Origin of the sequence: Streptomyces sp. AM6-12, from assembly GCF_044327085.1 — a bacterium.
GTDB lineage: Bacteria > Actinomycetota > Actinomycetes > Streptomycetales > Streptomycetaceae > Streptomyces.
Map to the genome: position 1 here is coordinate 702,547 of NZ_JBIQWN010000001.1, position 21,584 is coordinate 724,130.

Genomic DNA, 21,584 nt, shown 5'->3' on the forward strand with positions numbered 1-21,584 from the left:
TGCCCGGCGGGGGCCTGGCTCAAGCTGCCGCTGCACGAACCGGCAGTCTGTCCGGTCCAGTTCGAGGACGGCCCGGCCGACACGAGTGACTGAGCTGGTAGAACCATGGTGACGGCGCCCGGTTCCAGGGGCCCGTCTGCCCTCCGTACCCCGCTCACCCAGGAGTCCCCCGTGTCCGCACCGGACGCCCGCACCCTCACCAGCCGCGAACGCTCGGCCAAGCCGCCCGTCCCGCACGCCGCCCTCGGCGTCGGCGCGATCGTCCTCGGCGAGCGGGGCATCCTCCTGGGCCGCCACCAGCGCGGCACCCTCGAACTGCCGGGCGGCACCGTGGAGGCCGGGGAGGGGCTGGCGGAGACCGTCGTACGGGAACTCGCCGAGGAGACCGGGCTGCTCGTGCGGACCGAGGACGTCAGGCTGCTGGGCACGCTGGTCGACCACGTCGGGGACGTCGTACGGGTCACCGTCGGCGCCCTCGTCACCACGTGGCGGGGCGAGCCGGCCACCCAGCCGGACGAGCGGGTCGGCGACTGGGCCTGGTACCCCCTGGACCGGCTGCCCGACGGCCTGTTCGTGTGCAGCGCGCAGATCCTCACCGCGTGGCGCCCCGAACTGCCCATCGCGCACTCGCCGGCGCACTTCACCCCGTACACCTAAGAGCCAGGGGGCCGGGAACCGGGAACCAAGGAGAGGGCGGGGCCGCCGAGTCGACGGACGCGGCGCCCGCCCTCGCCCGTACGTCCCCTACAGCGCCTTCTCCAGCCGCTCCGCCATCAGCTTCACGAAGCGCGCCGGCTCCTTCGGCTGGCCGCCCTCCGCGAGGACCGCGAGGCCGTACAACAGCTCGGCGGTCTCGGCGAGTTCGCTGCCGTCGCCGCGCTGCGCGTAGGCCTCGTTGAGGCCCTTGACCAACGCGTGGCCGGGGTTGAGTTCGAGGATGCGCTTGGCCCGCGGCACCTCCTGGCCCATGGCGCGGTACATGTTCTCCAGGGCCGGGGTCAGGTCGTGCGCGTCGGAGACGATGCAGGCCGGGGAGACGGTGAGCCGCGAGGACAGCCGTACCTCCTTGATGTCGTCCTCCAGCCGCTTGCCCATCCACTCCAGCAGACCGGCGTACGCCTCGTTCCGCTTCTCCCGCTCCTCGTCGGCGCCGGCCTCCTCGTCCTTCGGGTCGAGGTCGAACTCTCCCTTGGCGACGGAGCGCAGCTTCTTGCCCTCGTACTCGCCGACCGCGTCGACCCACACCTCGTCCACGGCGTCGGTGAGCAGCAGCACCTCGATGCCCCGGTCGCGGAACGCCTCCATGTGCGGGGAGTTCTCGATGGCCTGGCGGGACTCGCCGGTCAGGTAGTAGATGTCCTCCTGGCCGTCCTTCATCCGCTCCACGTACTGCTTCAGCGTGGTCGGCTCGCTCTCGTGGTGCGTGCTCGCGAACGACGCGACGGCGAGCAGCGCCTCCCGGTTCTCCGCGTCGGTGACCAGGCCCTCCTTGAGGACGGTGCCGAACTCCCGCCAGAACGTGGCGTACCGCTCCGACTCCTCGCCCATCAGGTCCTTGACGGTGGAGATGACCTTCTTCGTCAGACGGCGGCGCATCATCTCGATGTGCCGGTCCTGCTGGAGGATCTCGCGGGAGACGTTGAGCGAAAGGTCCGCCGCGTCGACCACGCCCTTGACGAAGCGGAGGTACGGCGGCAGCAGCGCCTCGCAGTCGTCCATGATGAACACCCGCTTGACGTACAGCTGCACGCCCCGCCGGAAGTCCCGCGTGAACAGGTCGTGGGGCGCGTGCTCGGGGATGAAGAGCAGCGCCTGGTACTCGAAGGTGCCCTCCGCCTGGAGCCGGACGGTCTCCAGCGGGTCGCGCCAGTCGTGCCCGATGTGCTTGTACAGCTCGTGGTACTCCGCGTCGGACACCTGGTCGCGCGGCCGCGCCCACAGCGCCTTCATGGAGTTGAGGGTCTCGGGCTTCTGCTCGCCGTCGTCGCCCGCGCCCTCGGGCTTCATCCTGATCGGCCAGGTGATGAAGTCCGAGTACCGCTTGACGATCTCCCTGATCTTCCACGGGGAGGCGTAGTCGTGGAGCTGGTTCTCCGGGTCGGCGGGCTTGAGGTGCAGGGTGACCGAGGTGCCCTGCGGCGCGTCCTCGACCGGCTCCAGGGTGTACGTCCCCTCGCCGCGCGAGGTCCAGCGGGTGCCCTGGCTCTCCCCGGCCCGCCGGGTCACCAGCGTCGCCTCGTCGGCCACCATGAACCCGGAGTAGAAGCCGACGCCGAACTGGCCGATGAGCCCCTCCTCACCGGCCGTGTCCTTGGACTCGCGCAGCTCGCGCAGGAATTCGGCGGTGCCGGAGTTGGCGATGGTGCCGATGAGCTGCCCGACCTCCTCGTACGACATACCGATGCCGTTGTCCCGCACGGTCAGGGTGCGGGCCTCCTTGTCGATGTCCAACTCGATGTGCAGGTCGGACACATCGACGTCGAGCGCGTCGTCCCGCAGCTTCTCCAGGCGCAGCTTGTCCAGCGCGTCGGAGGCGTTGGAGATGAGTTCGCGCAGAAAGACATCCTTGTTCGAGTACACGGAGTGGATCATCAGCTGGAGCAGCTGACGCGCCTCCACCTGAAACTCAAACGTCTGCGTCGACATGTTCGCGGATACCTCACAGGTCCTGTCGTCGGAACTGGCGGCAGCCACTGTAAAACACCATGTCACGGCGGGGGGTCACATCAGGCCCAGAGGGACTGGGCGAGGGCCGCGCCCAGGAAGGCGGCGCCGAGTCCGGCGACGACGCTCGCGACGACGTTGGCGGCGGCGAGGAAGCGCGCGCCGTCCTCTGCGAGCCGCAGTGTCTCGTAGGAGAACGTGGAGTACGTGGTCAGCGCCCCGCACAGCCCGGTGCCGAGCAGCAGCTGGAGGTTCGAGGACATCCCGCCGGCGACGACCGCCCCGGTGACCAGGCCGAGGACGAGGCTGCCGACGACGTTGACGGTGAAGGTGCCCCAGGGGAAGACGGTGTCGTGCCTGGACTGCACGGTGCGGTCGGTCAGGTAGCGCAGCGGCGCGCCGACGGCCGCTCCGGCGATGACCAGCAGCCAGTTCACGGACTCTCCTTGTCTTCGATGCCGTTGCGGCACAGGATCTCGCAGTGGTCGATGGTCACCAGGCCCTCCCCGACCAGCTCGTCGAGCTGGGGCAGGAAGGCCCGGACGCGTTCCTCGGTGTCGACGATGACGACGGCCACCGGCAGGTCCTCGCTGAGGGACAGCAGCCGGCTGGTGTGGATCAGGGAGGTCGCGCCGAACCCCTCCACGCCCCGGAACACGCTGGCGCCGGCCAGTCCGGCCCGGTGGGCCCGGTGCACGATCTCCGCGAAGAGGGGCTTGTGGTGCCACCTGTCGTCCTCGCCGACGACGACCGTGAGCCGGACGCCGGGAACGGTGGTTGTCGTCATGATGCCCTCCACTCGATGACGCGCCGGGTGAGGTGCGCGGTGGTCCAGACGGCCGCGAGGGCGCCGAACGCGGTCGCGGCGAGGTCGAGCAGGCCGGTGGTGGCCCGGCCGGCACCGGTCAGGCGCTCGATGTCCACGGTGTACGTGGAGAAGGTGGTGAACCCGCCGAGCACCCCGGTGCCGAAGAAGGGTCTGACCAGGCGGTGTCCGGCCCCGAGGTCGGTGATGACGACCATGAAGACGCCGATGACGGCGCAGCCGGCAACGTTCACCCAGAACGTGGTCCACGGGAAGGCGCCGGACGCGGTCGGCCACAGCAGCGCGGCGGCGTAGCGGGCGCACGCCCCGAGGGCACCACCGGCGGCGACGGCCGCGAGGACCGGTGCCTGCGCGCGCCACGGCACGCGCCGACGGGCCGGCGGGGGCTGCTCGATGACGCGTTCGGTGGATGCGTTCAGCGCGGTCCGCTCTGCCACATGGGCCTCCTCGTCACAGGGCGCCCACGCGTACCGGGGCGCACTTCGTCGTCAGGAGGGACCATTGGCGGCGTCATCGCCGCGGTTGAGTACGGCGGGACCCACCACCGTGCGGCCACCGAAGCCGTGCCGCGCGACCAGGATAGCGGACCCGAGATCCGGGGCGGGCCGTGATCCGGGGCGGGCCGTGATCCGGGGCCCGCGGTCCGGGGCGGGCCCGCAGCGGGGCGAACCGACCAGCGGAATCGCGCGAAGGCCGAGTTCTTCCGGATGCTCGGCCACCCCGTGCGGATACGGCAGCCGGCGGTGCTGCGCCGCTCGGGCACCGTCACCTCCACCCGCGAGGGCTCGACGGTCGTCTACCAGCTCTCCGGCGGTGACATGGCCGACCTGATGCGGGCCACGCACCGGATCCTCACCGAGATCCGCCAGCGGATCTTCCAGAGCCACCGCGGCGGTGGACGAGGCCACGCACGGCACCGGGGTGGCGCTGGCGGTGACGTACGCCGACGGCAAGGACCTCGTCGACGGCGGTCTCCGGCAGCCGGTCGGCGAGCGCCACGGCGAAGGCGGCCCGGTCGACGGCGGGCAGGAACGGCTCGGCCTGCGTCATCGCCCCGGGCTCCGGTTCCGGCGCACCGCCCAGTAGGTCACCACGCCGCCGACGACCGCGCCGACGGCCACCGGGACGAGCCGCTTGCAGACCGAATTCCCGGCGTACCGCATCAGGTCCAGGGGCTCGTTCTCCGGCGCGGGCTGCCGGGGCCGGGTCTCCGGGCGGGGCGCGGCGGCGGCCTCGGACCGCGGGGGCGGCGAGGGCCGTACGGCCTCGGCGGCGGCCGGTTCCGCAGCAGCCCGCTCGGCGGCGGACGGCTTGACGGCCGTCGGCTTCACGGCGGTCGGCTCGGCAGTGGACGGCTCGGCGGCGGTCGCGGGCGCGGACTCCGCGGCCGGGCCCTGCGCGGTGTCCTCCGCCGCCTCCGGTGCCGCCGCCTCCGGTGCCGCCTCGGGTGCCGCCGCCTCCGGTTTGTGCAGCAGTTGCTCCTCCACGTTCGCCACGAACTGCGCGAACAGCTTCTCGGAGATCTCCTTGATCATGCCGCTGCCGAACTGGGCGAGCTTTCCGCTGATGGTGAGGTCGGTGCTGACGCTGACCGCGGTGCCCGTGCCGTCGGGCCGCAGCCGGGCGTGCACGGTCGCGGAGGCGTTGCCCTGGCCGCGGGTGTCCTTGCCGGACGCGCTGATGACCGCGCTGTGGGTGGCCTCGTCCTGCTCGGTGAAGCGGGCCGTGCCCTGGAACTGGCTGATCACCGGCCCGACCTTCACCTTCACCTTGCCGCGGTAGACATCGCCGTCGACCCCGGTGAGCTGGGCGCCGGGCATACACGGGGCGAGGCTCTCCAGATCGGTGAGCGCCTGCCAGGCCCGCTCCAGGGGCGCGTCCACCCGGAACTCGTTGTCGATCTTCATGGCTTACCGTCTCCTCGCTTCTTCGGGATAGCCGAGTTCCCCGAGGGCCCCGGTGATGGACCTACGGTCGTCGGGACTCTCGGCGACCGCGCTGAGAGTGCTGATCACATCGCGGCGGGCCCAGTCGTGGCCTCCACCAGGCCGGGAGCCGTGTCCCAAGTCCAGCGCGCGGACCTTGCCGATGCACGCGGTGGCGGACGCGATCAGCGTTTCGCTCGCGGCCGGCACCGAGCGGCGCAGGATCTCCGCCGCGCGTTCGGGGCCGGAATAGTCGATCCAGGAGCCCGAACGGGTATGCGGTGGGTGTGGCGGTGGCGGACGCCGCCGAAGGAGGCACACGGATGCGGGACATCGCTCAGGGCCTCTCCTCCTGGAGTGCGGCGGGCAAGCGGTTCGCGGTGGCGACGGTCGTACGGACCTGGAAGTCGGCGCCCCGCCAGGCGGGCTCGTCGCTGGCGGTCGCCGAGGACGGCGAGGTGATCGGGAGCGTCTCCGGCGGCTGCGTCGAGGGCGCGGTGTACGAGCTGGCGCGCGAGGTCCTGGAGAGCGGCAGGGCCACCCTGGTGACCTACGGCGTCAGCGACGACGACGCGCTGGCGGTCGGTCTGACCTGCGGCGGGATCATCGAGATCCTGGTGCGGCCGGCGGGCGCGGGCCGCTTTCCGGGGCTGCCGGGCGTGCTGGCGGCGATGGGCGCGGGGCGGCCGGTCGCGGTGGTGTCGCCGCTGCCGGACGAGGGCGGCGGCGCGGAGCCGGAACCCGCGGTCGCGCCCGCCGGTCAGATGATCGTCACGCCGTCGGACGCGCGGGGCACGCTCGGTGACGCCCGCCTCGACGCCGCGGTGGCCGAGCGGGCGCAGGGGCTGCTGGCGCAGGGCAGCACCGCTGTGGTGCGGGTCGGGCGCGCGGGCGAGGAGCGGCGCGACGACGTCGCCGTGTTCGTGGAGTCGTTCGCGCCGCCGCCGCGGATGCTGGTGTTCGGCGCCATCGACTTCGCGTCCGCGGTGGCCCGGATCGGCAAGTTCCTCGGCTATCACGTCACCGTCTGCGACGCCCGCCCGGTGTTCGCCACCCGACGCCGCTTCCCGGACGCGGACGAGCTGGTGGTGGACTGGCCGCACCGGTATCTGGAGTCGGCCGAGGTGGACGAGAACACGGTGATCTGCGTCCTCACCCACGACCCCAAGTTCGACGTGCCGCTGCTCCAGCGGGCGCTGCGCACGCCCGCCCGCTACATCGGCGCGATGGGCAGCCGCCGCACCCACGAGGACCGGCTGCGGCGGCTGCGCGAGGAGGGCATGAGCGAGGCGGAGCTGTCCCGGCTGTCCTCACCCATCGGACTCGACCTGGGCGCCCGCACACCGGAGGAGACGGCGGTGGCCATCATGGCCGAGGTCATCGCCCTGCGGTGGGGCGGCACGGGGCGGCGGCTGGTGGAGATGACGCCACTGCCGATCCATCGCTGACGCGGGTTGCCGCTGGCGGCTTGCGGAATCCGCGAGGGGTACGCAGGCCGCCATCAGCCACGGGCCGCGAGACCGAGGTCGGTGTCGGTGTCGGTGTCGGCAAGTGACTGATCCCGGAGGCCGACATCGACCGAGGCCGCGTCTTGGAGCCCGGACATGGGAGGAGGCCGGGTCCAAGAGCGGCATCGGCCGGGGCTGAGGGTCCGAGGCTGGCATCGGCCGGGGCCGCGTCTCGGAGTCCGGCACCACCCGGAGCCGAACCCCAGGCCGGGCAACGGCCGGGTCCAGGAATCCGGACATCAGCCGGGCTGGGCCCGAGACATCAGCCATGGCCGCAGTCCCGAGACCGGCAGGGGCCGCGTCTCGGAGCCCGACACCAGCCGAAGCCGAACCCCAGACCGGGCAACAGCCAGATCCAGGAACCCGGACATCGACCAGGCTGGGCCCGAGACATCAACCGTGACTGCGGCCCCGAGACCGACATCGGCCAAGGCTGAGCCCGACACCAGCAGAGACCCAGCCCCGCAGGCCCACATCAGCCGGAGCGGGACCCAAAGCATCAGCCGTGGCTCGGGGTCCGAGGCCGGCACCGGCCGGGACCGCCCCCCGGGGCCGACAGCAGCCGGAGCCGAGGCCGGCATCAGCCGTGGCTGCGGGCCCGAGGCCGGCGGCGGCAGGGCCTCGGGGGTCGGGGTCGGCGTGGGCTCGACCAGGGGTTTCGCTCAGCCGGGGAAGACCAGCTCGTCGCGGCCGAGACCCGCGAAGACGCCCGAGACGCGGCGGGCGACATCCGCGGCCGTCAGCCCGACGCGGGCCAGGACCCGGCCGCGTTCGGCGTGGTCGAGGAACTCGGCGGGCACACCGAAGTCCCTGACGGGGACGTCCACTTCGGCGTCGCGCAGGGCCTGGGCGACGGCGGCGCCGACACCCCCGGCCCGCACCCCGTCCTCGACGGTGACGACGAGCCGGTGCCGGGCGGCGATACCGGGCAGGGCCGCGTTCACCGGCTTGATCCAGCGCGGGTCGAGGACGGTGGCGCCGATGCCCTGTTCGGCGAGGCGGTCGGCGACCTCCAGGCACATCGGGGCGAGCGCGCCGACGGAGACGACGAGCACATCGGCGCCCTCCTCGGCGGAGCCCCGGAGCACGTCCATGCCGGCGATCGTGCCGACGGCGGCCACCTCGGGGCCGACGGTGCCCTTGGAATAGCGCACCACCGTGGGCCCGTCCGCCACCTCGACGGCCTCGCGCGTCTGGGCCCGCAACTGGGTCGCGTCGCGCGGTGCGGCGATGCGCAGGCCCGGCACGACCTGGAGGACGGCCATGTCCCACATGCCGTTGTGCGAGGCGCCGTCGTCGCCGGTGATGCCCGCGCGGTCCAGCATGAAGGTCACCGGGCAGCGGTGCAGCGCCACGTCCATCAGGAGCTGGTCGAAACAGCGGTTGAGGAAGGTGGCGTAGACGGCGACGACCGGGTGCAGCCCGGCGGTGGCGAGGCCGGCCGCGGAGGTAGCGGCGTGCTGCTCGGCGATGCCGACGTCGAAGAAGCGGTCGGGGAAGCGCTCGGCGAAGGGGGCGAGGCCGGTGGAGCCGCGCATCGCCGCGGTGATCGCCACGATGTCCTCGCGCTCGGCGCCGAGCCGGACCAGTTCCTCGCCGAAGACGCTGGTCCAGTCCTCGCCGGCTACGGCGACCGGCTTGCCGGTGTCCGGGTCGATCACCTTGACCTGGTGGAAGCGCTCGTCGGACTCCTCGGCGAAGCTGTAGCCGCGGCCCTTCTCGGTGATGCAGTGCACGATGACCGGGCCACCGAAGCGCTTGGCGCGGGCCAGCGCCGACTCCAGCGCCTCGATGTCATGGCCGTCGATCGGGCCGACGTACTTCAGGCCCAGGTCCTCGAACATGCCCTGCGGGGCGATGAAGTCCTTCAGGCCCTTCTTCGCGCCGTGCAGCGCGTCATAGACCGAGCGGCCGACGATCGGGGTGCGGTCGAGGACGGCCTTGGTGCGCTCCAGGAACTGCTCGTAGCCGTCCGTCGTGCGCAGGGCGGCCAGGTGGCTGGCGAGGCCGCCGATGGTGGGGTTGTAAGAGTGGCCGTTGTCGTTGACCACGATGACCAGCGGGAGGGTCTTGTCGGCGGCGATGTTGTTCAGCGCCTCCCAGGTCATGCCGCCGGTGAGCGCGCCGTCCCCGACCACCGCGACGACGGAGCGGTCGCGCCTGCCGGTCAGGCGGTCGGCCTTGGCGATGCCGTCGGCCCAGCTCAGGGCGGCGGAGGCGTGCTGGTTCTCCACGATGTCGTGCGGCGACTCGGCGCGACTGGGATACCCAGACAGGCCGCCCTCCTTGCGGAGCCTGGAGAAGTCCTGGCGACCGGTCAGCAGCTTGTGCACATAGGTCTGGTGGCCGACGTCGAAGACGATGCGGTCCTTCGGGGACTCGAACACCCGGTGCAGCGCGATGGTCAGCTCGACGACGCCGAGGTTCGGGCCCAGGTGCCCGCCGGTGCGGGAGACGGCGCTGACGAGGAACTCGCGGATCTCCCCCGCCAGCGTCCCCAGTTCACCGGCGTCGAGCTTCTTCAGGTCCTGCGGGCCGTGGATCGTCTCCAGAACGCCCATACGTCATTCTCCTTCGGCGCTGCGGACGGGGAAGCGGACAGGGAATGCGAAGGTGACAGGCTATCAATTCCTCCCGATTCGCGAAGTCGCCCTCGGGTGAGTTGCCCCACGGGAAAGCGGTGAAGAGAAGGAAAGAAGTAGTGGAATATTGAACTACATGGTGCCGTTGTCCCGCCGAAGGAGGTCACCAGTGGAGACCACGTACTACGACCACGGCACCGCCGCCGAGCGCTGGGAGCGTGCCCAGGCGTTCTTCGCGGCCAAGGACTACGCGGGCGCGGCGCGCGTGCTGGCCGCTCTGGTGGAGGAGGTGCCGGAGCAGACCGGGCCCCGGCTGCTGCTGGCCCGCGCCTACTACCACTCCGCGCAACTGCGGCGGGCCGAGGCCGAGCTGCGGCTGATCGTGGAGCGCGACCCGGTGGAGCACTACGCCCGGCTGATGCTGGGCCGCACCCTCGAACGGCAGGCGCGGCACGAGGAGGCGGGGCGGCACCTGCGCATCGCCGCCGCGCTGGCGGGCGACTTCCCGCAGCACTGAGGCGCCGCCGCCATCACGTACCGAGGCGGCCTCCCACGGCACGACGAGTCGTCCTCCCGCGTCCCGCCACGGCGCGCCGAGGCACCCCGCCGCGGCCCGGGGGCGACTCGCCGCCCTGTCACGACCCCGAGGCGACTCGCCGCCCCGCTCGGGCGGCACGCCCCGGCACCGGCCCGCGCGCCTCGTCCCCGAGCGGGCCACCGTGGCATCCTGGCGCGATGGCACCCGACCGTGATCACGCGCCGCTCGCCGAACGGGTCGAGGAACTCCTCGCCGCCGGCGGCCCTCTGCCCATCGTCGCCGCCGGCCGGCCGGTGCTGCGCCGCCCCACCGAGGCGTACGACGGCCAGCTCGGCCCCGCCCTGCTGGCCCGCTTCGTCGAGGCGCTGCGCCTGACCATGCACGCCGCGCCGGGCGTGGGCCTCGCCGCGCCCCAGGTCGGCGTGGAGCTGCGGATCGCGGTCCTGGAGGACCCGGCGCCGGTCCCGGAGGAGATCGCCGCGGTCAGGGGGCGGCGCCCGCAGCCCTTCCGGGTGCTGGTCAACCCCGTGTACGAATCCGTCGGCACCGCGCGCGCCGCGTTCTTCGAGGGCTGCCTGAGCGTGCCCGGCTGGCAGGCGGTGGTGGCCCGGCACGCCGAGGTGCGGCTGCGCTGCGCGGACGAGCGGGGGCGCCCGGTGGACGAGGTGTTCACCGGCTGGCCCGCCCGTATCGTGCAGCACGAGACGGACCACCTCGACGGCACGCTCTACCTCGACCGCGCCGAGCCGCGCTCGCTGTCCACCAACGAGGCGGTCGCCGCCCTGTGGTCCCAGCCGACCCCGGCCGCGGCCGCGACCGCCCTCGGCTTCGAACTTCCGTAGAGCGCCGGTCAGTTGTCCCGGTACGCCTCCAGCAGTCGCAGCCACACCTCGCTGAGCGTCGGGTACGACGGGACCACGTGCCACAGGCGGCTGACCGGGACGTGGCCCGCGACGGCGATCGTGGCCGAGTGGATGAGTTCGCCGACGCCGGGGCCGACGAAGGTGACGCCCCGCAGGATCTCGTCCTCCAGGTCCACGACCATGCGGGCGCGCCCCTTGTAGCCGTCGCCGTACAGGGCCGCCCCGGCGACGGAGGAGAACTCGACGTCCACCGCGCGGACGCGGTGGCCGGCCTCCTCCGCCTCGGCGAGGGAGAGGCCGACCGCGGCGGCCTCCGGGTCGGTGAACACCACCTGGGGTACGGCCCCGTGGTCGGCGGTGGCCGCGTGCGGGCCCCAGGGGCCGTCGAGCAGCGGGGTGCCGGCCGCGCGGGCGCCGATGGCCGCGCCCGCGATCCGGGCCTGGTACTTGCCCTGGTGGGTGAGGAGCGCGCGGTGGTTGACGTCACCGGCGGCGTACAGCCAGTCGGTCCCGGTGACCCGCAGGGTGTCGTCGACCTCCAGCCAGGAGCCGGGTTCCAGGCCGATGGTGTCGAGGCCGATGTCGTCGGTCTGGGGGACGCGGCCGGTGGCGAAGAGGATCTCGTCGGCCTCGAACCGCTCACCCGTACGAGTGAGGGCCACGACGGTGCCGTCCTCCCGCGTGACGGACGTGACGGAGGCCCCGGTGCGCACGTCCACCCCGGCCTCGGTGAGCGCCTCGGCGACCAGTTCCCCGGCGAACGGCTCCATCCGGCTGAGCAGGCCCTTGCCGCGCACCAGCAGGGTGACCCGGCTGCCGAGCGCCGCCCATGCGGTGGCCATCTCGGTGGCGACGACACCGCCTCCGACGACGATCAGCCGGCCGGGTGCCGTGTCCGCGCTGGTGGCCTCGCGGCTGGTCCACGGCCGCACCTCGGCGAGACCGGGCAGGTCGGGCAGCTGGGCGCGGGTGCCGGTGCAGACGACGACGGCGTGCCGGGCGGTGAGGGTGGTGACGCTGCCGTCGGACACGGTGACGGTGACCCGGCGCGGGCCCGCGAGGCGGCCGTGGCCCCGGTAGAGGTCGGCGCCGATGCCCTCCACCCAGTCCACCTGCCCGTCGTCCTGCCAGTGGGAGGTGAAGTCGTCGCGGCGCTCCAGTACGGCCGGGGCGTCGAGGGGACCCTGGACCGCCGCGGCGAGGCCGGGCAGCCGGCGGGCGTCGGCGCGGGCGATGACCGGCCTGAGCAGCGCTTTGCTGGGCATGCACGCCCAGTAGGAGCACTCGCCGCCGACCAGTTCGCTCTCCACGATCGCGGTGGTGAGGCCGGCCGCGCGGGTGCGGTCGGCGACGTTCTCCCCCACGGGCCCGGCCCCGAGCACCACGACGTCGTACGCGATGGTTTCCGATTCCGTCGTTTCCGTCATGGGGTCAGTCTGGTGGGTGGTGTGCGCTGTGGCCACATGGGTACGAGCGCGCACACGGGCGCCCGGCCGCGCGTGAGGCCTCCGGGTGCGCGTGCGCCGTGCCCGCACCGGCGGGGACACTGCCCGGAATAGCCGGTCCGGCGGTCGTGTTTGTGCCGTCGGCACACCCCACACCAGGAAGAGGGAACCAGGCCATGAGCAGCACCGTGGAGCTGACCAAGGAAAACTTCGACCAGACGGTCACGGACAACGACTTCGTGCTCATCGATTTCTGGGCGTCCTGGTGCGGGCCGTGCCGGCAGTTCGCGCCGGTGTACGAGAAGGCCGCCGAGGACAACCCGGACCTCGTGTTCGGCAAGGTGGACACCGAGGCCCAGCCGGAGCTGGCGCAGGCCTTCGGCATCCAGTCGATCCCGACGCTGATGATCGTGCGGGACCGGGTGGCCGTGTTCGCCCAGCCGGGTGCGCTGCCCGAGGCGGCCCTGACGGACGTCATCGGCCAGGCGCGGAAGCTGGACATGGACGAGGTCCGCAAGAGCATCGCGGCCCAGGAGGGCCAGGCGGAGTAGCGGTGCCGGGGGTGGCGGGCCGGGCTCAGGTGGACTCGCGGGGTACGACCGAGGAGCCCAGGACCCGGTGCACCTCCGGTTCGCCGCCCGGATCGCGCACCGCGCGGTCGACCAGGGCGGCGAGGTCCCGGCCCGAGGGCAGTTCGATGCGCACGGTGCTCAGCCGGGGCCGCAGCAGCCGGCCGAGCATCAGGTCGTCGGCGCCGATCACGGCCACGTCCTCGGGGATGCGCCGCCCCGCGTCCTGGAGGGCGCGCATCAGCAGCATGGCGTACTCGTCGTTGTAGGCGAACACCGCGTCCACGTCGGGCCAGTGTTCCGCGAGTTCGGCGGCGGACCGCTCCGTGTAGGCGAGCGGTACGCCGGTGACGCTCGCCCCGGTGCCGCGCAGCGCCCGCCGGGCGCCGGCCAGCCGGGGCCCCGAATACGCCTCCAGGCCCGGTTCTTGGGGCACGACGACCCCGATCCGCCGCCTGCCGCGCTCGTACAGGTGGGCGGCCGCGCACCGGCCCACGGCCTCATGGTCCATCAGCAGGGCGTGCGCGCCCTCGACGCGCTCGGGACCGAGGGTGACGACCGCGCGGGCGCCGGAGCGTTTGAGGACGGCCACGCCTCGCGGGCCGAGCCCCGTGCCGGGCACCAGGACCGCCACGGGCCGCAACTCGGCCCAGGCGCGGGCGGCTTCGTCGCCCTGGAGGCCGACGGAGCCGTACTGGACGACGGTGTAGTCGAGCCGGCCCAGGGCGCTGTGGACCTCGTTGAGGAACGCGCTGTAGAGGGGGCCGACCGGTACCGCCGGGGCCGGCATGAGGACCGTACGGCTGCGGCCGGCGCGCAGACTGCGGGCGGCCGCGTGGGGGACGTACCCCAGTTCCCGCGCGGCCTCGTGGACCCGCCGCCGCGTGGGTTCACTGATCCGCACGGCGTCGGTGTTGTTCAGGACGTAGGACACGGTCGCGCGCGAGACGCCGGCCAGGCGGGCCACATCGGCACTCGTGGGAGTGTTCGGTATCTGCACCATGACAGACCGCATCTTGGCAGAGCGGTCGGGGGGTGCGGCGGGCGGGGGACCCTGGTTCGTCCTTTGACCAACTCCCGTACGGACGAGGTCCGTTCGGCGCGCCGGACAGGGCCACCCGACCCTTTGCGAGACGGGTCAGGCGGGCGGCTCGGTGCCCGTCACCCGCGCGACCAGGTCCACCCAGGCCGCCTCCAGGCGGGCCATGGGCAGCCCGCGCTGCCGGGTCAGATGGTGGATGAGGGCCGGGTCGAGCGAGGCCAGCAGGGTGTGGGCGAGCAGTTCGCAGTCCGCGTCCGGCACGATCTGCCGCAGCAGCATGACGACATGGGTGCGCAGCGCCTGCGTCGCGGGGTGGGAGAAGCGGCGGCAGGCCTCGGGCTGGGCGGCGAGCTGCAGTTCCAGCTGTTCGGCCGAGCGGTAGAGCACCGCGATGCCGAACGCCCGCAGCCGCTCCAGGGGCGGGGCGCCGGGGCCGAGCGGCGGGGGGCCGCCGAGGAAGTCGGCCTGGAGCTGCCGCCCCGAGTGGTCGAGCAGGGCCGTCAGCAGCCCGGTGCGGTCGCCGAAGCGCCGGAACACCGTGCCCTTGCCGACCTTGGCCGCCGAGGCGACGGCCTCCATGGTGACGCCGGCCACGCCGTGCTCCGCGATCAGGCGGGCGGCGGCCTCCAGCAGCCGGGCGCGGTTGCGGGCCGCGTCGGCGCGCAGACAGGGCTCCTCGGGAGCGGTGCCGAGCTCCAGCAGGGGTGGCGCGTCGGAGGGCTCCTGCGGCATCGGGAAGAACTGCGGCGCGCTGGACATGAAGACAGCGTAAAGCACCGGGAACAGAACTGGACCCCGGTCCGTTTAGGGTGATAGAAATTTAAACGGACCTTGGTCCGGATCGTAACGGCGATGTTTCAGCCCCTGGAGTCTTCCCATGTCTGTTCGTATCCTCGCGCTCGTCGGCAGCCTGCGTGCCGGTTCGCACAACCGTCAGCTGGCCGAGGCGGCCGCCAAGCTCGCCCCCGAGGGCGCCGAGGTCGTGATCTTCGAGGGCCTGGCCGACGTGCCCTTCTACAACGAGGACGTCGACGTCGAGGGCGGTGTCCCGGCCGCCGCCGCGGCGCTGCGTGAGGCCGCTCAGGGCGCCGACGCGTTCCTGCTGTTCTCGCCCGAGTACAACGGCACCATGCCGGCCGTCCTGAAGAACGCCATCGACTGGCTGTCCCGCCCCTACGGCGCCGGCGCCTTCGGCGGCAAGCCCGTCGCCGTGATCGGCACCGCCTTCGGCCAGTACGGCGGCGTGTGGGCGCAGGACGACACCCGCAAGGCGGCCGGTATCGCCGGCGGCAAGGTCGTCGAGGACATCAAGCTCTCGATCCCCGGCTCCCTGACCCGCTTCGCCGAGACCCACCCGGCCGACGACGCCGAGGTCGCCGCCCAGCTGGCCGAGGTCGTGGCGCGCCTGCACGGCACCGTGACGGAGACCGCGGCCGCCTGAGCCGCCCCTCGCACCACCCGTAGGGACCGGAACCGAGCGGCCTCCGGTCCCTACGGGTTTTCCCGACCCCTGAGGGCTCCTCGGCCGGCCCGCGTCGTCCTCGTACCGAGGAGCCGCGCCTTGCGGTCCAGGCTCCCGGCTGGTCGTTCGGCGCCGTACCGCTGGTGCGCGGCATCGCGGGTATGCGGACGATGGCCGTACGGCCGTGATCGCGTCAGCCCGTCCGAGGAGGAAGCCGTGTCCCTGGTCCCGCCGCCGTTCGACCCGGAGCTGGCCGCGTGTCTGGAGGCGCTCGGGGACGCGGCCGCGCCCGGCTTCCGGCTGGAGGATCTCGGCGCCGCCCGGCGCGGCACCTGTCTGGCGGCACCGGACCTGACGCTCGGCGGCGCCTTCGAGGTGAGCGAGCACGCCGTGCCGGGACCGCCGGGCGCCCCCGGCGTCCCGCTGCTGGTCTGCCGCCCGGCGGATACGACGGCCCCGCTGCCGGTGCTCTACCACGTGCACGGCGGCGGCATGATGGCCGGCACCGACCGGGCCGGGGTGGAAATCCCCCTGAGCTGGGCGCGGGAACTGGGCGCGGTGGTGGTGTCGGTCGACTACCGGCTCGCCCCCGAACACCCGTACCCGGCGCCGGTCGAGGACGTCTACGCGGGACTCGTCTGGACCGCCGCGCACACGGCGGAGATCGGCGGCGCCCCGCGGCGCATCGTCCTCGCGGGGGCCAGCGCGGGCGGTGGACTCGCGGCGGCCGCCGCGCTGCTCGCCCGCGACCGACAAGGGCCCTTCATCCTCGGCCAGTTGCTGATGAGCCCGATGCTGGACGACCGCAACGACACCGTCTCCAGCCACCAGATGGCGGGGCTCGGCCTGTGGGACCGCACCGCCAACGAGACCGCCTGGACGGCCCTGCTGGGCGCGCGCCGGGGCGGCCCGGACGTCTCCCCGTACGCGGCCCCCGCCCGCGCCGACGATCTGTCCGGACTGCCGCCCGCCTACCTCGACGTCGGCTCGGCGGAGACCTTCCGGGACGAGACGGTCGCCTACGCCTCCCGCCTCTGGCAGGCCGGCGCGGCGGCCGAACTCCACGTCTGGCCCGGCGCGTTCCACGGCTTCGAGGCGCTCGCCCCCGACACGGCCCTGTCCCGGACGGCACGCGCCGCCCGACTCGACTGGCTGCGGCGGCTGTTGGCGCGGTGAGCCGTGGACCGCGCGGGTGAACCCCTCCCCAGCCCGGCTTGTTGACGTTACCGTTCGGTAGTCCCCGTGTCCGGAGCCTCCCGGAGGTACGCGCCCATGACGCCCGACCGCTCCCCCGGTCTCGCCGAGTCCGCCCGCGCGCTCGCCGCCGGGGAGGTGACCTCACGGACGCTGGTCGAGCAGGCCCTGGCCCGGATCGAGGCGAGCCGGCCGGTGCTGAACGCCTTCCGGATCGTACGCGCCGAGGCCGCGCTCGCCGAAGCGGACGCCGCCGACCGTGAGTTGGCGGCCGGCGGACGGCGGCCGCTGCTCGGGGTGCCCCTCGCGGTGAAGGACGACACGGACGTGGCGGGCGAGCCGACGGCGTTCGGCTGCGCGGGCGACTTCCCGCCGGTGGCCACCGACGGGGAGGCGGTACGGCGGCTGCGCGCGGCCGGCGCGGTGATCGTCGGCAAGACGAACACCTGTGAGCTGGGACAGTGGCCGTTCACGGAGGGGCGGGCCTTCGGCGCCACCCGCAACCCCTGGCACCACGGGCACACCCCCGGCGGCTCCTCGGGCGGCTCGGCGGCGGCGGTCGCGGCGGGCCTCGTCCCGGCGGCGCTCGGCTCCGACGGCGCCGGCTCGGTGCGCATACCGGCCGCCTGGACGCGGTTGATCGGCATCAAGCCGCAGCGCGGCCGGATCTCCACCTGGCCGCGCCCCGATCCCTTCCAGGGCATCACGGTCAACGGGACGCTGGCCCGCACGGTCGCCGACGCCGCCCTGCTGCTGGACGCGGCGAGCGGCAGCCACGCCCTCGACGTGCACCGGCCGCCCGCGCTGACGGTGGCGGACGCGGTCGGCCGCGACCCCGGAGGGCTGCGCGTCGCGCTCTCCCTGAAGCCGCCGTTCACCGCCGTACCGGCCCGGCTGCACCCGCAGATCCGCGTCCGTGTCACCGAACTCGCCGGGCAGCTCGCGGGGTTGGGTCACGAGGTGACGGAGGACGACCCGCCCTACGGGCAGATCGGGCTGGCCTTCGTGCCCCGCGCCACCGCCGGGATCGCCGAACTCGCCGCGGAGGCCCCCGATCCCGCGCTGCTCGACGCGCGCACCCGCGGCGCGGCCCGGCTCGGCCGGCTGCTCGGCGGGGCCCCGCTGCGGGCGGCCCGGCGCGCCGAGGCGGCGCTGCACCGGCGGATCGGCGCCTTCTTCCGGTCGTACGACGTGATCCTCGCCCCGACCACGGCCGTGCCCCCGCCGCGGATCGGCGCGCTGTACCGGCTCGGCCCGATGGCCACGGACCGGGCGATGATCGCCGCGTGTCCGTACGCGTGGCCGTGGAACGTGCTGGGCTGGCCCGGGGTCAATGTGCCCGCCGGTTTCGCCGGGGACGGGCTGCCGGTGGGGGCGCAGCTGCTCGGGCCCGCGGGGAGCGAACCGCTGCTGGTGTCGCTCGCCGCCCAGTTGGAGGCGGAGTCGCGGTGGCACGAGCTGTGGCCTGCCGGGGCGACCGGGTGAGCGGTCAGACCGTGAGGAGGCCGATGCCCAGGGCGAGCAGGGCGGCGACCTTGAGGAGTTCCAGGGCCACGTACCACAGGTGACCGTGGGAGCGGGGCAGCTCCTCGCCCGCGAGGACCCGGTCGGAGCGGCGGTTCAAAAAGGGCCGCACGGCGACCAGTTGGAGCAGGAGGAGGACCACCGCGGCGGCGGTCAGGCCGGTGATCCGGGCGGGGGCGGCGCCCACCGCGACGGCGGCGATCACCACGGCCGCACACACCGCCTCGACGGTGTTCAGCGCCCGGAACACCAGCCGGCCGATGCCGAGCCCGACGGGGACGGACACGCCCGGCGCGCGGAACTTCAGTGGCGCCTCCAGGAAGGAGATCGCCAGCACCATGCCGAGCCAGACGAAGGTGACGGCGGTGGCGACGGCCGCGGACGCGGTGTTCACCGGTGTGCTGCCTTTCCGGTGTGCCGTGGTGCGGAGTCCGCCGTGCCCAAGTGGGCGCAGCAGGCGTCGGGTTCGGCGAACGGCTCCAGACGGGTCGCGGTCAGCGGCGCGCCGAGCCGGTCCAGGGCGCCCTGGATCAGGCCGAGATGCAGAGGGCAGACCAACGCGCCGTGTTCCTCGGCCAGTTCGAGGAAGGGGCAGTGGCCGAGCCGGATGCGCCGCCCGCCGGCCGCCCCTGAGTCCGCTCCTGCCCCCGGCTCCGGCTCCGCGGCAGCCCCCGCCCTCGGCTCCGGGTCCGGGGTCGGCTCGAAGCCCAGGTCGTCCAGCAGGGCGAGCAGCCGGGTCACGGACCCTTCGGCCGTCGGCCGCTCGAACGGGGGCGGCGGCTCCACCAGGAAGCGCCCCCATTCCCGGCCGGTCTCCATGGCCTGCTCGCGCGCCTCGGCCGGGTCGGCCGACGCCCAGCGGCTGAGCAGCATCCGCGCCAGCAGCAGGTACCGCCGGGCGCCGCCGCGGTCCATGCCGGGGCGGACGGTGTAGACGGTGCGCGGCCGGCCGGGGCCGGGAGACGGCTCGGCCCGGCGCTCGACCAGGCCGTCGGCCACCAGGGCGTCCAGGTGGAAGCGGACGGTGTTGGGGTGAATGCCGAGCCGCGCGGCGGTCTCCGTCACCCCGAGCGGCGCGGGCGCGGCGCGCAGCGCGTCCAGCACGGCACGCCGACGCGGGCTCTCGGCCATGTCCACCGCTCCTCACCTGCGAGTATTTTTCACGAATCCTACATGTGAAAATTGTACGGTGGCTTCCGAGAGCCGAGACAGCGAGGGGTGCACATGACGTCAGAGTCCGCGGCGGACGGCGCAGCGGCGCAGGCCGGGCGGGCGGAACCGGTTCCGCGAATCCTGTGCGAGGCGCGGGCGCTGGCCGAGGCGCCGCCGGTGCCGTCCGGTGTGCTGTGGAAACTCGCCGAGAGCGGGCGCCAGTTGGATGCCAATGTGGTGCGGATCGCGCCGGGCGGGCGGATCGCGGCGCACGCGGAGGCGCGGCTGGACGTGCTGCTGCTGGTGGTCGCCGGGGACGGTGTGCTCGGCGCGGGCGCCTCGGACGCGCCCCGGCCGCTCGGCGAGGGTGCGCTGGTGTGGCTGCCGCGCGGTTCCACCCGCAGCGTCAGCGCGGGGACGCGGGGGCTGACCTATCTCACCGTGCACAACCGCCGCCCCGGCCTGGGCATCACCGCCCGGCCCGCCGACGGACCGTCGTCCTGACCCATACCGGGACCGGGGCCAACGCGCAGGAGCCGGGCGCCCGTTGCCCCGGTCGGACGTGCCACTAGGGTGCCCCCGTGAGCACGTTTACCGACACTGATGAGAACGTTCCCGGCCGTAACGGCCCGCACGCGACCAACGAGGCCGACCCGCGCGCGGTCGGCCGGGTGCGCACCGAGTACTCCCCGGCCCACGACGGCGATCCGGACCCCGGCGAGATCGTGTGGACCTGGGTGCCGTTCGAGGAGGGCGACGGCCGGGGCAAGGACCGCCCGGTGCTGGTCGTCGCCCGCGAGGCGGCGGGCACCTTCCTGGCCGTGCAGCTCTCCAGCAAGCGGCACGACGGCGACCGCGAGTGGGTGGCCATCGGCAGCGGCCCCTGGGACCGCTCGGGCCGGGACTCCTGGGTGGACGTGGACCGGGTGCTGCGCCTGCACGAGGACGGCATGCGCCGCGAGGCGTGCGCCCTGGACCGGATGCGCTTCGACCTGGTCCGGCAGCGGCTGCACGAGCGGTACGGCTGGACCTGACGGCCGACGGCGGGGGCGGGGCACCGGGACAACAGGGGCCGACGTCCACCGGCCCGGACATCGGGGCGCGGCACCGGCTCCAGCAGCCTGCGCCCCGGACAGGCCGCCCCGCCTCGCTCACACCCCGGCCGGCACGAACGCTCGTACGAACGCCTCCCGCACCGTCGCGCCGGGTGTCCGGTCCAGCACGCCGAACACCACATGCTCGAACGTCCGCTCGAAGCGGCCACCGGCGCCGAGCAGGTTCCGGAACGCGGCCGCGACCTGCCCCGGATCGTTCTGGAAGACGCCGCAGCCCCAGGCGCCCAGCACCAGCCGCCGGTAGCCATGGGCCGCGGCGGCCTCCAGGACCCGTTCGGCGCGGGTCGCGAGGGCGGCCGGGACCTCGGCGGCGCGGTCGGGGGCCGTACGCCGCAGGACCCCCGCGTTCGGGGCGGCGGCGGTCAGGAAGCCCACGTGGTAGGGCTCGGTGAGCAGCCGTCCGCGGTCGTCGCGGAAGACGGGGACGCCGGGGCTGTGGATCACCCGGTCGGAGTAGAGCGGGTCCCGGTCGGCGCGGTGGTGGTCGTAGAACTCCCGGGCCCGCAGCAGGCAGGTGTAGAGCGCGGAGGCGCGGCACAGGGCCTCTTCCTGGGCCTGGGCGCCGTTCAGATAGCCGCCGCCGGGGTTTCTCGCCGAGGCGAAGTTCAGGACGGCGACCGGGGCGCCGGACAGCCGGTGGGCGGCCTCCATGCTGCTCTCGCCGGTCACCTCGACGGCCGTGTCCAGGCCGGCTGCCGGCGGCACCGGGACCGGTCCGGGGCCGTACATCCGGGTGCCGGTCCGGGCGGCCGCTATCGCGTCCGCGAGGGACACCTCCGGGCCGCCCGGAGCCCGGTAGCGGCCCGCGGCGACGATCTGTTCCGTCTCCGCGGCGATACCGCGCAGGCGCGCGCTCATGGCGCCACCCCCGTGGACGCCATGATCGCGGCCCGCGCGGTCTCCCCCGTTGTGCTCATGCGGTCATCCTGAGTGATGCTGGTGGGGCGGTGCAACGGAATTTCCCGGCCCCGGAACCGGCCCCCGAACCGGCCCCGGAACCGCCCGAACCCGCCCCGGAACCCGCCGCGAACGCGCGCGATCGCGGCGGTGACGTGTCGGAGACGTCCGGGAGGCACTCTTGTGCGACGCGGCACGAGGGTTTTGGCTGGGACGAGTGCCTGCCCGGCCCACCGGACGCCGGGCCGGAGACATGGTGGAATCTCAGGAGGATCCCG

At 73.8% G+C, this 21,584-nt stretch carries 22 protein-coding genes and 2 pseudogenes; 12 read left to right on the forward strand and 12 right to left on the reverse strand.

Annotation, left to right across the window (positions count from 1 at the left end):
- Positions 1-195: 195 nt before the first annotated feature.
- A pseudogene (locus tag ACE4Q9_RS02985) lies at positions 196-657 on the forward strand (NUDIX domain-containing protein); the annotation flags it as partial.
- Positions 658-744: 87 nt separating this feature from the next.
- Here ACE4Q9_RS02985 and htpG read toward each other — a convergent pair.
- The 4 genes from htpG to ACE4Q9_RS03005 form a co-directional block, all read right to left on the reverse strand.
- On the reverse strand, positions 745-2,646 hold the full coding sequence (gene htpG, locus ACE4Q9_RS02990) for a molecular chaperone HtpG (protein ID WP_397982628.1): 1,902 nt from the start codon (positions 2,644-2,646) through the stop codon (positions 745-747).
- Positions 2,647-2,726: 80 nt separating this feature from the next.
- Positions 2,727-3,101, reverse strand: a complete 375-nt coding sequence (gene crcB, locus ACE4Q9_RS02995; protein ID WP_397982629.1) for a fluoride efflux transporter CrcB — start codon at positions 3,099-3,101, stop codon at positions 2,727-2,729.
- On the reverse strand, positions 3,098-3,451 hold the full coding sequence (locus ACE4Q9_RS03000) for a DUF190 domain-containing protein (protein ID WP_397982630.1): 354 nt from the start codon (positions 3,449-3,451) through the stop codon (positions 3,098-3,100). The genes crcB and ACE4Q9_RS03000 overlap by 4 nt, the downstream gene beginning before the upstream one ends.
- Complete coding sequence (locus ACE4Q9_RS03005) at positions 3,448-3,927, reverse strand: CrcB family protein (RefSeq protein WP_397982632.1); 480 nt, start codon at positions 3,925-3,927, stop codon at positions 3,448-3,450. Before ACE4Q9_RS03005 ends, ACE4Q9_RS03000 begins: the two co-directional genes overlap by 4 nt.
- A gap of 270 nt (positions 3,928-4,197) precedes the next feature.
- Here ACE4Q9_RS03005 and ACE4Q9_RS03010 point away from each other — a divergent pair.
- Together ACE4Q9_RS03010 and ACE4Q9_RS03015 are read left to right on the forward strand one after the other, a co-directional pair.
- Positions 4,198-4,353, forward strand: a pseudogene (locus ACE4Q9_RS03010) (transcriptional regulator); the annotation flags it as partial.
- A 31-nt stretch (positions 4,354-4,384) separates the two neighbouring features.
- On the forward strand, positions 4,385-4,576 hold the full coding sequence (locus tag ACE4Q9_RS03015; protein WP_397982633.1) for a hypothetical protein: 192 nt from the start codon (positions 4,385-4,387) through the stop codon (positions 4,574-4,576).
- Here the strand turns inward: ACE4Q9_RS03015 and ACE4Q9_RS03020 are convergent.
- A complete protein-coding gene (locus ACE4Q9_RS03020; protein ID WP_397982634.1) occupies positions 4,537-5,397 on the reverse strand; it encodes an SRPBCC family protein in 861 nt (286 codons plus the stop codon). The two genes, ACE4Q9_RS03015 and ACE4Q9_RS03020, sit on opposite strands and share 40 nt — an antisense overlap.
- A gap of 341 nt (positions 5,398-5,738) precedes the next feature.
- Here ACE4Q9_RS03020 and ACE4Q9_RS03025 point away from each other — a divergent pair, with 341 nt between their 5' ends.
- The gene (locus tag ACE4Q9_RS03025) at positions 5,739-6,863 is read left to right on the forward strand and encodes an XdhC family protein (protein WP_397982635.1); all 1,125 of its coding nucleotides are present in this window, start codon (positions 5,739-5,741) and stop codon (positions 6,861-6,863) included.
- A 722-nt stretch (positions 6,864-7,585) separates the two neighbouring features.
- Here the strand turns inward: ACE4Q9_RS03025 and dxs are convergent.
- Positions 7,586-9,484, reverse strand: a complete 1,899-nt coding sequence (gene dxs, locus ACE4Q9_RS03030) for a 1-deoxy-D-xylulose-5-phosphate synthase (RefSeq protein WP_397982636.1) — start codon at positions 9,482-9,484, stop codon at positions 7,586-7,588.
- Between the two features lie 190 nt (positions 9,485-9,674).
- Between dxs and ACE4Q9_RS03035 the strand changes: the two genes are divergently transcribed.
- A complete protein-coding gene (locus tag ACE4Q9_RS03035) occupies positions 9,675-10,022 on the forward strand; it encodes a tetratricopeptide repeat protein (RefSeq protein ID WP_397982637.1) in 348 nt (115 codons plus the stop codon).
- A gap of 218 nt (positions 10,023-10,240) precedes the next feature.
- Positions 10,241-10,885 carry a peptide deformylase gene (locus tag ACE4Q9_RS03040; RefSeq protein ID WP_397982638.1) on the forward strand — a complete coding sequence of 215 codons (645 nt, stop codon included), beginning with the start codon at positions 10,241-10,243 and terminating at the stop codon, positions 10,883-10,885.
- 8 nt (positions 10,886-10,893) lie between these two features.
- Here ACE4Q9_RS03040 and ACE4Q9_RS03045 read toward each other — a convergent pair whose 3' ends face one another.
- On the reverse strand, positions 10,894-12,333 hold the full coding sequence (locus ACE4Q9_RS03045; protein WP_397982639.1) for a dihydrolipoyl dehydrogenase family protein: 1,440 nt from the start codon (positions 12,331-12,333) through the stop codon (positions 10,894-10,896).
- Between the two features lie 194 nt (positions 12,334-12,527).
- On the opposite strand from ACE4Q9_RS03045, the gene trxA reads away from it, so the two are divergent.
- The gene (gene trxA, locus ACE4Q9_RS03050) at positions 12,528-12,902 is read left to right on the forward strand and encodes a thioredoxin (RefSeq protein WP_397982640.1); all 375 of its coding nucleotides are present in this window, start codon (positions 12,528-12,530) and stop codon (positions 12,900-12,902) included.
- A gap of 25 nt (positions 12,903-12,927) precedes the next feature.
- On the opposite strand, the gene ACE4Q9_RS03055 is transcribed toward trxA, so the two are convergent.
- Both ACE4Q9_RS03055 and ACE4Q9_RS03060 read right to left on the reverse strand, forming a co-directional pair.
- Positions 12,928-13,935 (reverse strand): LacI family DNA-binding transcriptional regulator, encoded by a 1,008-nt coding sequence (locus tag ACE4Q9_RS03055; RefSeq protein WP_397982641.1) that lies wholly within the window; start codon positions 13,933-13,935, stop codon positions 12,928-12,930.
- Between the two features lie 123 nt (positions 13,936-14,058).
- Positions 14,059-14,739, reverse strand: coding sequence for a TetR/AcrR family transcriptional regulator (locus ACE4Q9_RS03060; protein WP_397982642.1), 681 nt, complete (start codon positions 14,737-14,739; stop codon positions 14,059-14,061).
- Positions 14,740-14,839: 100 nt separating this feature from the next.
- Between ACE4Q9_RS03060 and ACE4Q9_RS03065 the strand changes: the two genes are divergently transcribed.
- The 3 genes from ACE4Q9_RS03065 (at position 14,840) to ACE4Q9_RS03075 (ending at position 18,103) form a co-directional block, all read left to right on the forward strand.
- Entirely contained in the window at positions 14,840-15,403 is a 564-nt protein-coding gene (locus tag ACE4Q9_RS03065; protein ID WP_397982643.1) for an NAD(P)H-dependent oxidoreductase, read from the forward strand.
- A 237-nt stretch (positions 15,404-15,640) separates the two neighbouring features.
- Positions 15,641-16,600 carry an alpha/beta hydrolase gene (locus ACE4Q9_RS03070; RefSeq protein WP_397982644.1) on the forward strand — a complete coding sequence of 320 codons (960 nt, stop codon included), beginning with the start codon at positions 15,641-15,643 and terminating at the stop codon, positions 16,598-16,600.
- Between the two features lie 96 nt (positions 16,601-16,696).
- Entirely contained in the window at positions 16,697-18,103 is a 1,407-nt protein-coding gene (locus tag ACE4Q9_RS03075; RefSeq protein ID WP_397982645.1) for an amidase, read from the forward strand.
- A 4-nt stretch (positions 18,104-18,107) separates the two neighbouring features.
- Here ACE4Q9_RS03075 and ACE4Q9_RS03080 read toward each other — a convergent pair whose 3' ends face one another.
- Together ACE4Q9_RS03080 and ACE4Q9_RS03085 are read right to left on the reverse strand one after the other, a co-directional pair.
- Positions 18,108-18,536 carry a hypothetical protein gene (locus ACE4Q9_RS03080; protein ID WP_397982646.1) on the reverse strand — a complete coding sequence of 143 codons (429 nt, stop codon included), beginning with the start codon at positions 18,534-18,536 and terminating at the stop codon, positions 18,108-18,110.
- Complete coding sequence (locus tag ACE4Q9_RS03085) at positions 18,533-19,273, reverse strand: helix-turn-helix transcriptional regulator (RefSeq protein ID WP_397982647.1); 741 nt, start codon at positions 19,271-19,273, stop codon at positions 18,533-18,535. The genes ACE4Q9_RS03080 and ACE4Q9_RS03085 overlap by 4 nt, the downstream gene beginning before the upstream one ends.
- Before the next feature lie 93 nt (positions 19,274-19,366).
- Here ACE4Q9_RS03085 and ACE4Q9_RS03090 point away from each other — a divergent pair, with 93 nt between their 5' ends.
- Positions 19,367-19,798, forward strand: coding sequence for a cupin domain-containing protein (locus tag ACE4Q9_RS03090; RefSeq protein WP_397982648.1), 432 nt, complete (start codon positions 19,367-19,369; stop codon positions 19,796-19,798).
- Positions 19,799-19,875: 77 nt separating this feature from the next.
- Positions 19,876-20,328, forward strand: a complete 453-nt coding sequence (locus ACE4Q9_RS03095; protein ID WP_397982649.1) for a type II toxin-antitoxin system PemK/MazF family toxin — start codon at positions 19,876-19,878, stop codon at positions 20,326-20,328.
- Positions 20,329-20,445: 117 nt separating this feature from the next.
- Here ACE4Q9_RS03095 and ACE4Q9_RS03100 read toward each other — a convergent pair whose 3' ends face one another.
- Positions 20,446-21,267, reverse strand: a complete 822-nt coding sequence (locus ACE4Q9_RS03100) for a TIGR02452 family protein (protein WP_397982650.1) — start codon at positions 21,265-21,267, stop codon at positions 20,446-20,448.
- Positions 21,268-21,584: the final 317 nt, after the last annotated feature.

Coding starts and splice junctions, on each gene's coding strand:
- ACE4Q9_RS03055 (WP_397982641.1), bottom strand. CDS start 13,935: ATGCGGTCTGTCATGGTGCAGATACCGAACACTCCCACGAGTGCCGAT.
- ACE4Q9_RS03000 (WP_397982630.1), bottom strand. CDS start 3,451: ATGACGACAACCACCGTTCCCGGCGTCCGGCTCACGGTCGTCGTCGGC.
- ACE4Q9_RS03065 (WP_397982643.1), top strand. CDS start 14,840: ATGTCTGTTCGTATCCTCGCGCTCGTCGGCAGCCTGCGTGCCGGTTCG.
- ACE4Q9_RS03100 (WP_397982650.1), bottom strand. CDS start 21,267: ATGAGCGCGCGCCTGCGCGGTATCGCCGCGGAGACGGAACAGATCGTC.
- dxs (WP_397982636.1), bottom strand. CDS start 9,484: ATGGGCGTTCTGGAGACGATCCACGGCCCGCAGGACCTGAAGAAGCTC.
- ACE4Q9_RS03020 (WP_397982634.1), bottom strand. CDS start 5,397: ATGAAGATCGACAACGAGTTCCGGGTGGACGCGCCCCTGGAGCGGGCC.
- ACE4Q9_RS03040 (WP_397982638.1), top strand. CDS start 10,241: ATGGCACCCGACCGTGATCACGCGCCGCTCGCCGAACGGGTCGAGGAA.
- htpG (WP_397982628.1), bottom strand. CDS start 2,646: ATGTCGACGCAGACGTTTGAGTTTCAGGTGGAGGCGCGTCAGCTGCTC.
- ACE4Q9_RS03045 (WP_397982639.1), bottom strand. CDS start 12,333: ATGACGGAAACGACGGAATCGGAAACCATCGCGTACGACGTCGTGGTG.
- ACE4Q9_RS03025 (WP_397982635.1), top strand. CDS start 5,739: ATGCGGGACATCGCTCAGGGCCTCTCCTCCTGGAGTGCGGCGGGCAAG.
- trxA (WP_397982640.1), top strand. CDS start 12,528: ATGAGCAGCACCGTGGAGCTGACCAAGGAAAACTTCGACCAGACGGTC.
- ACE4Q9_RS03090 (WP_397982648.1), top strand. CDS start 19,367: ATGACGTCAGAGTCCGCGGCGGACGGCGCAGCGGCGCAGGCCGGGCGG.
- ACE4Q9_RS03075 (WP_397982645.1), top strand. CDS start 16,697: ATGACGCCCGACCGCTCCCCCGGTCTCGCCGAGTCCGCCCGCGCGCTC.
- ACE4Q9_RS03085 (WP_397982647.1), bottom strand. CDS start 19,273: ATGGCCGAGAGCCCGCGTCGGCGTGCCGTGCTGGACGCGCTGCGCGCC.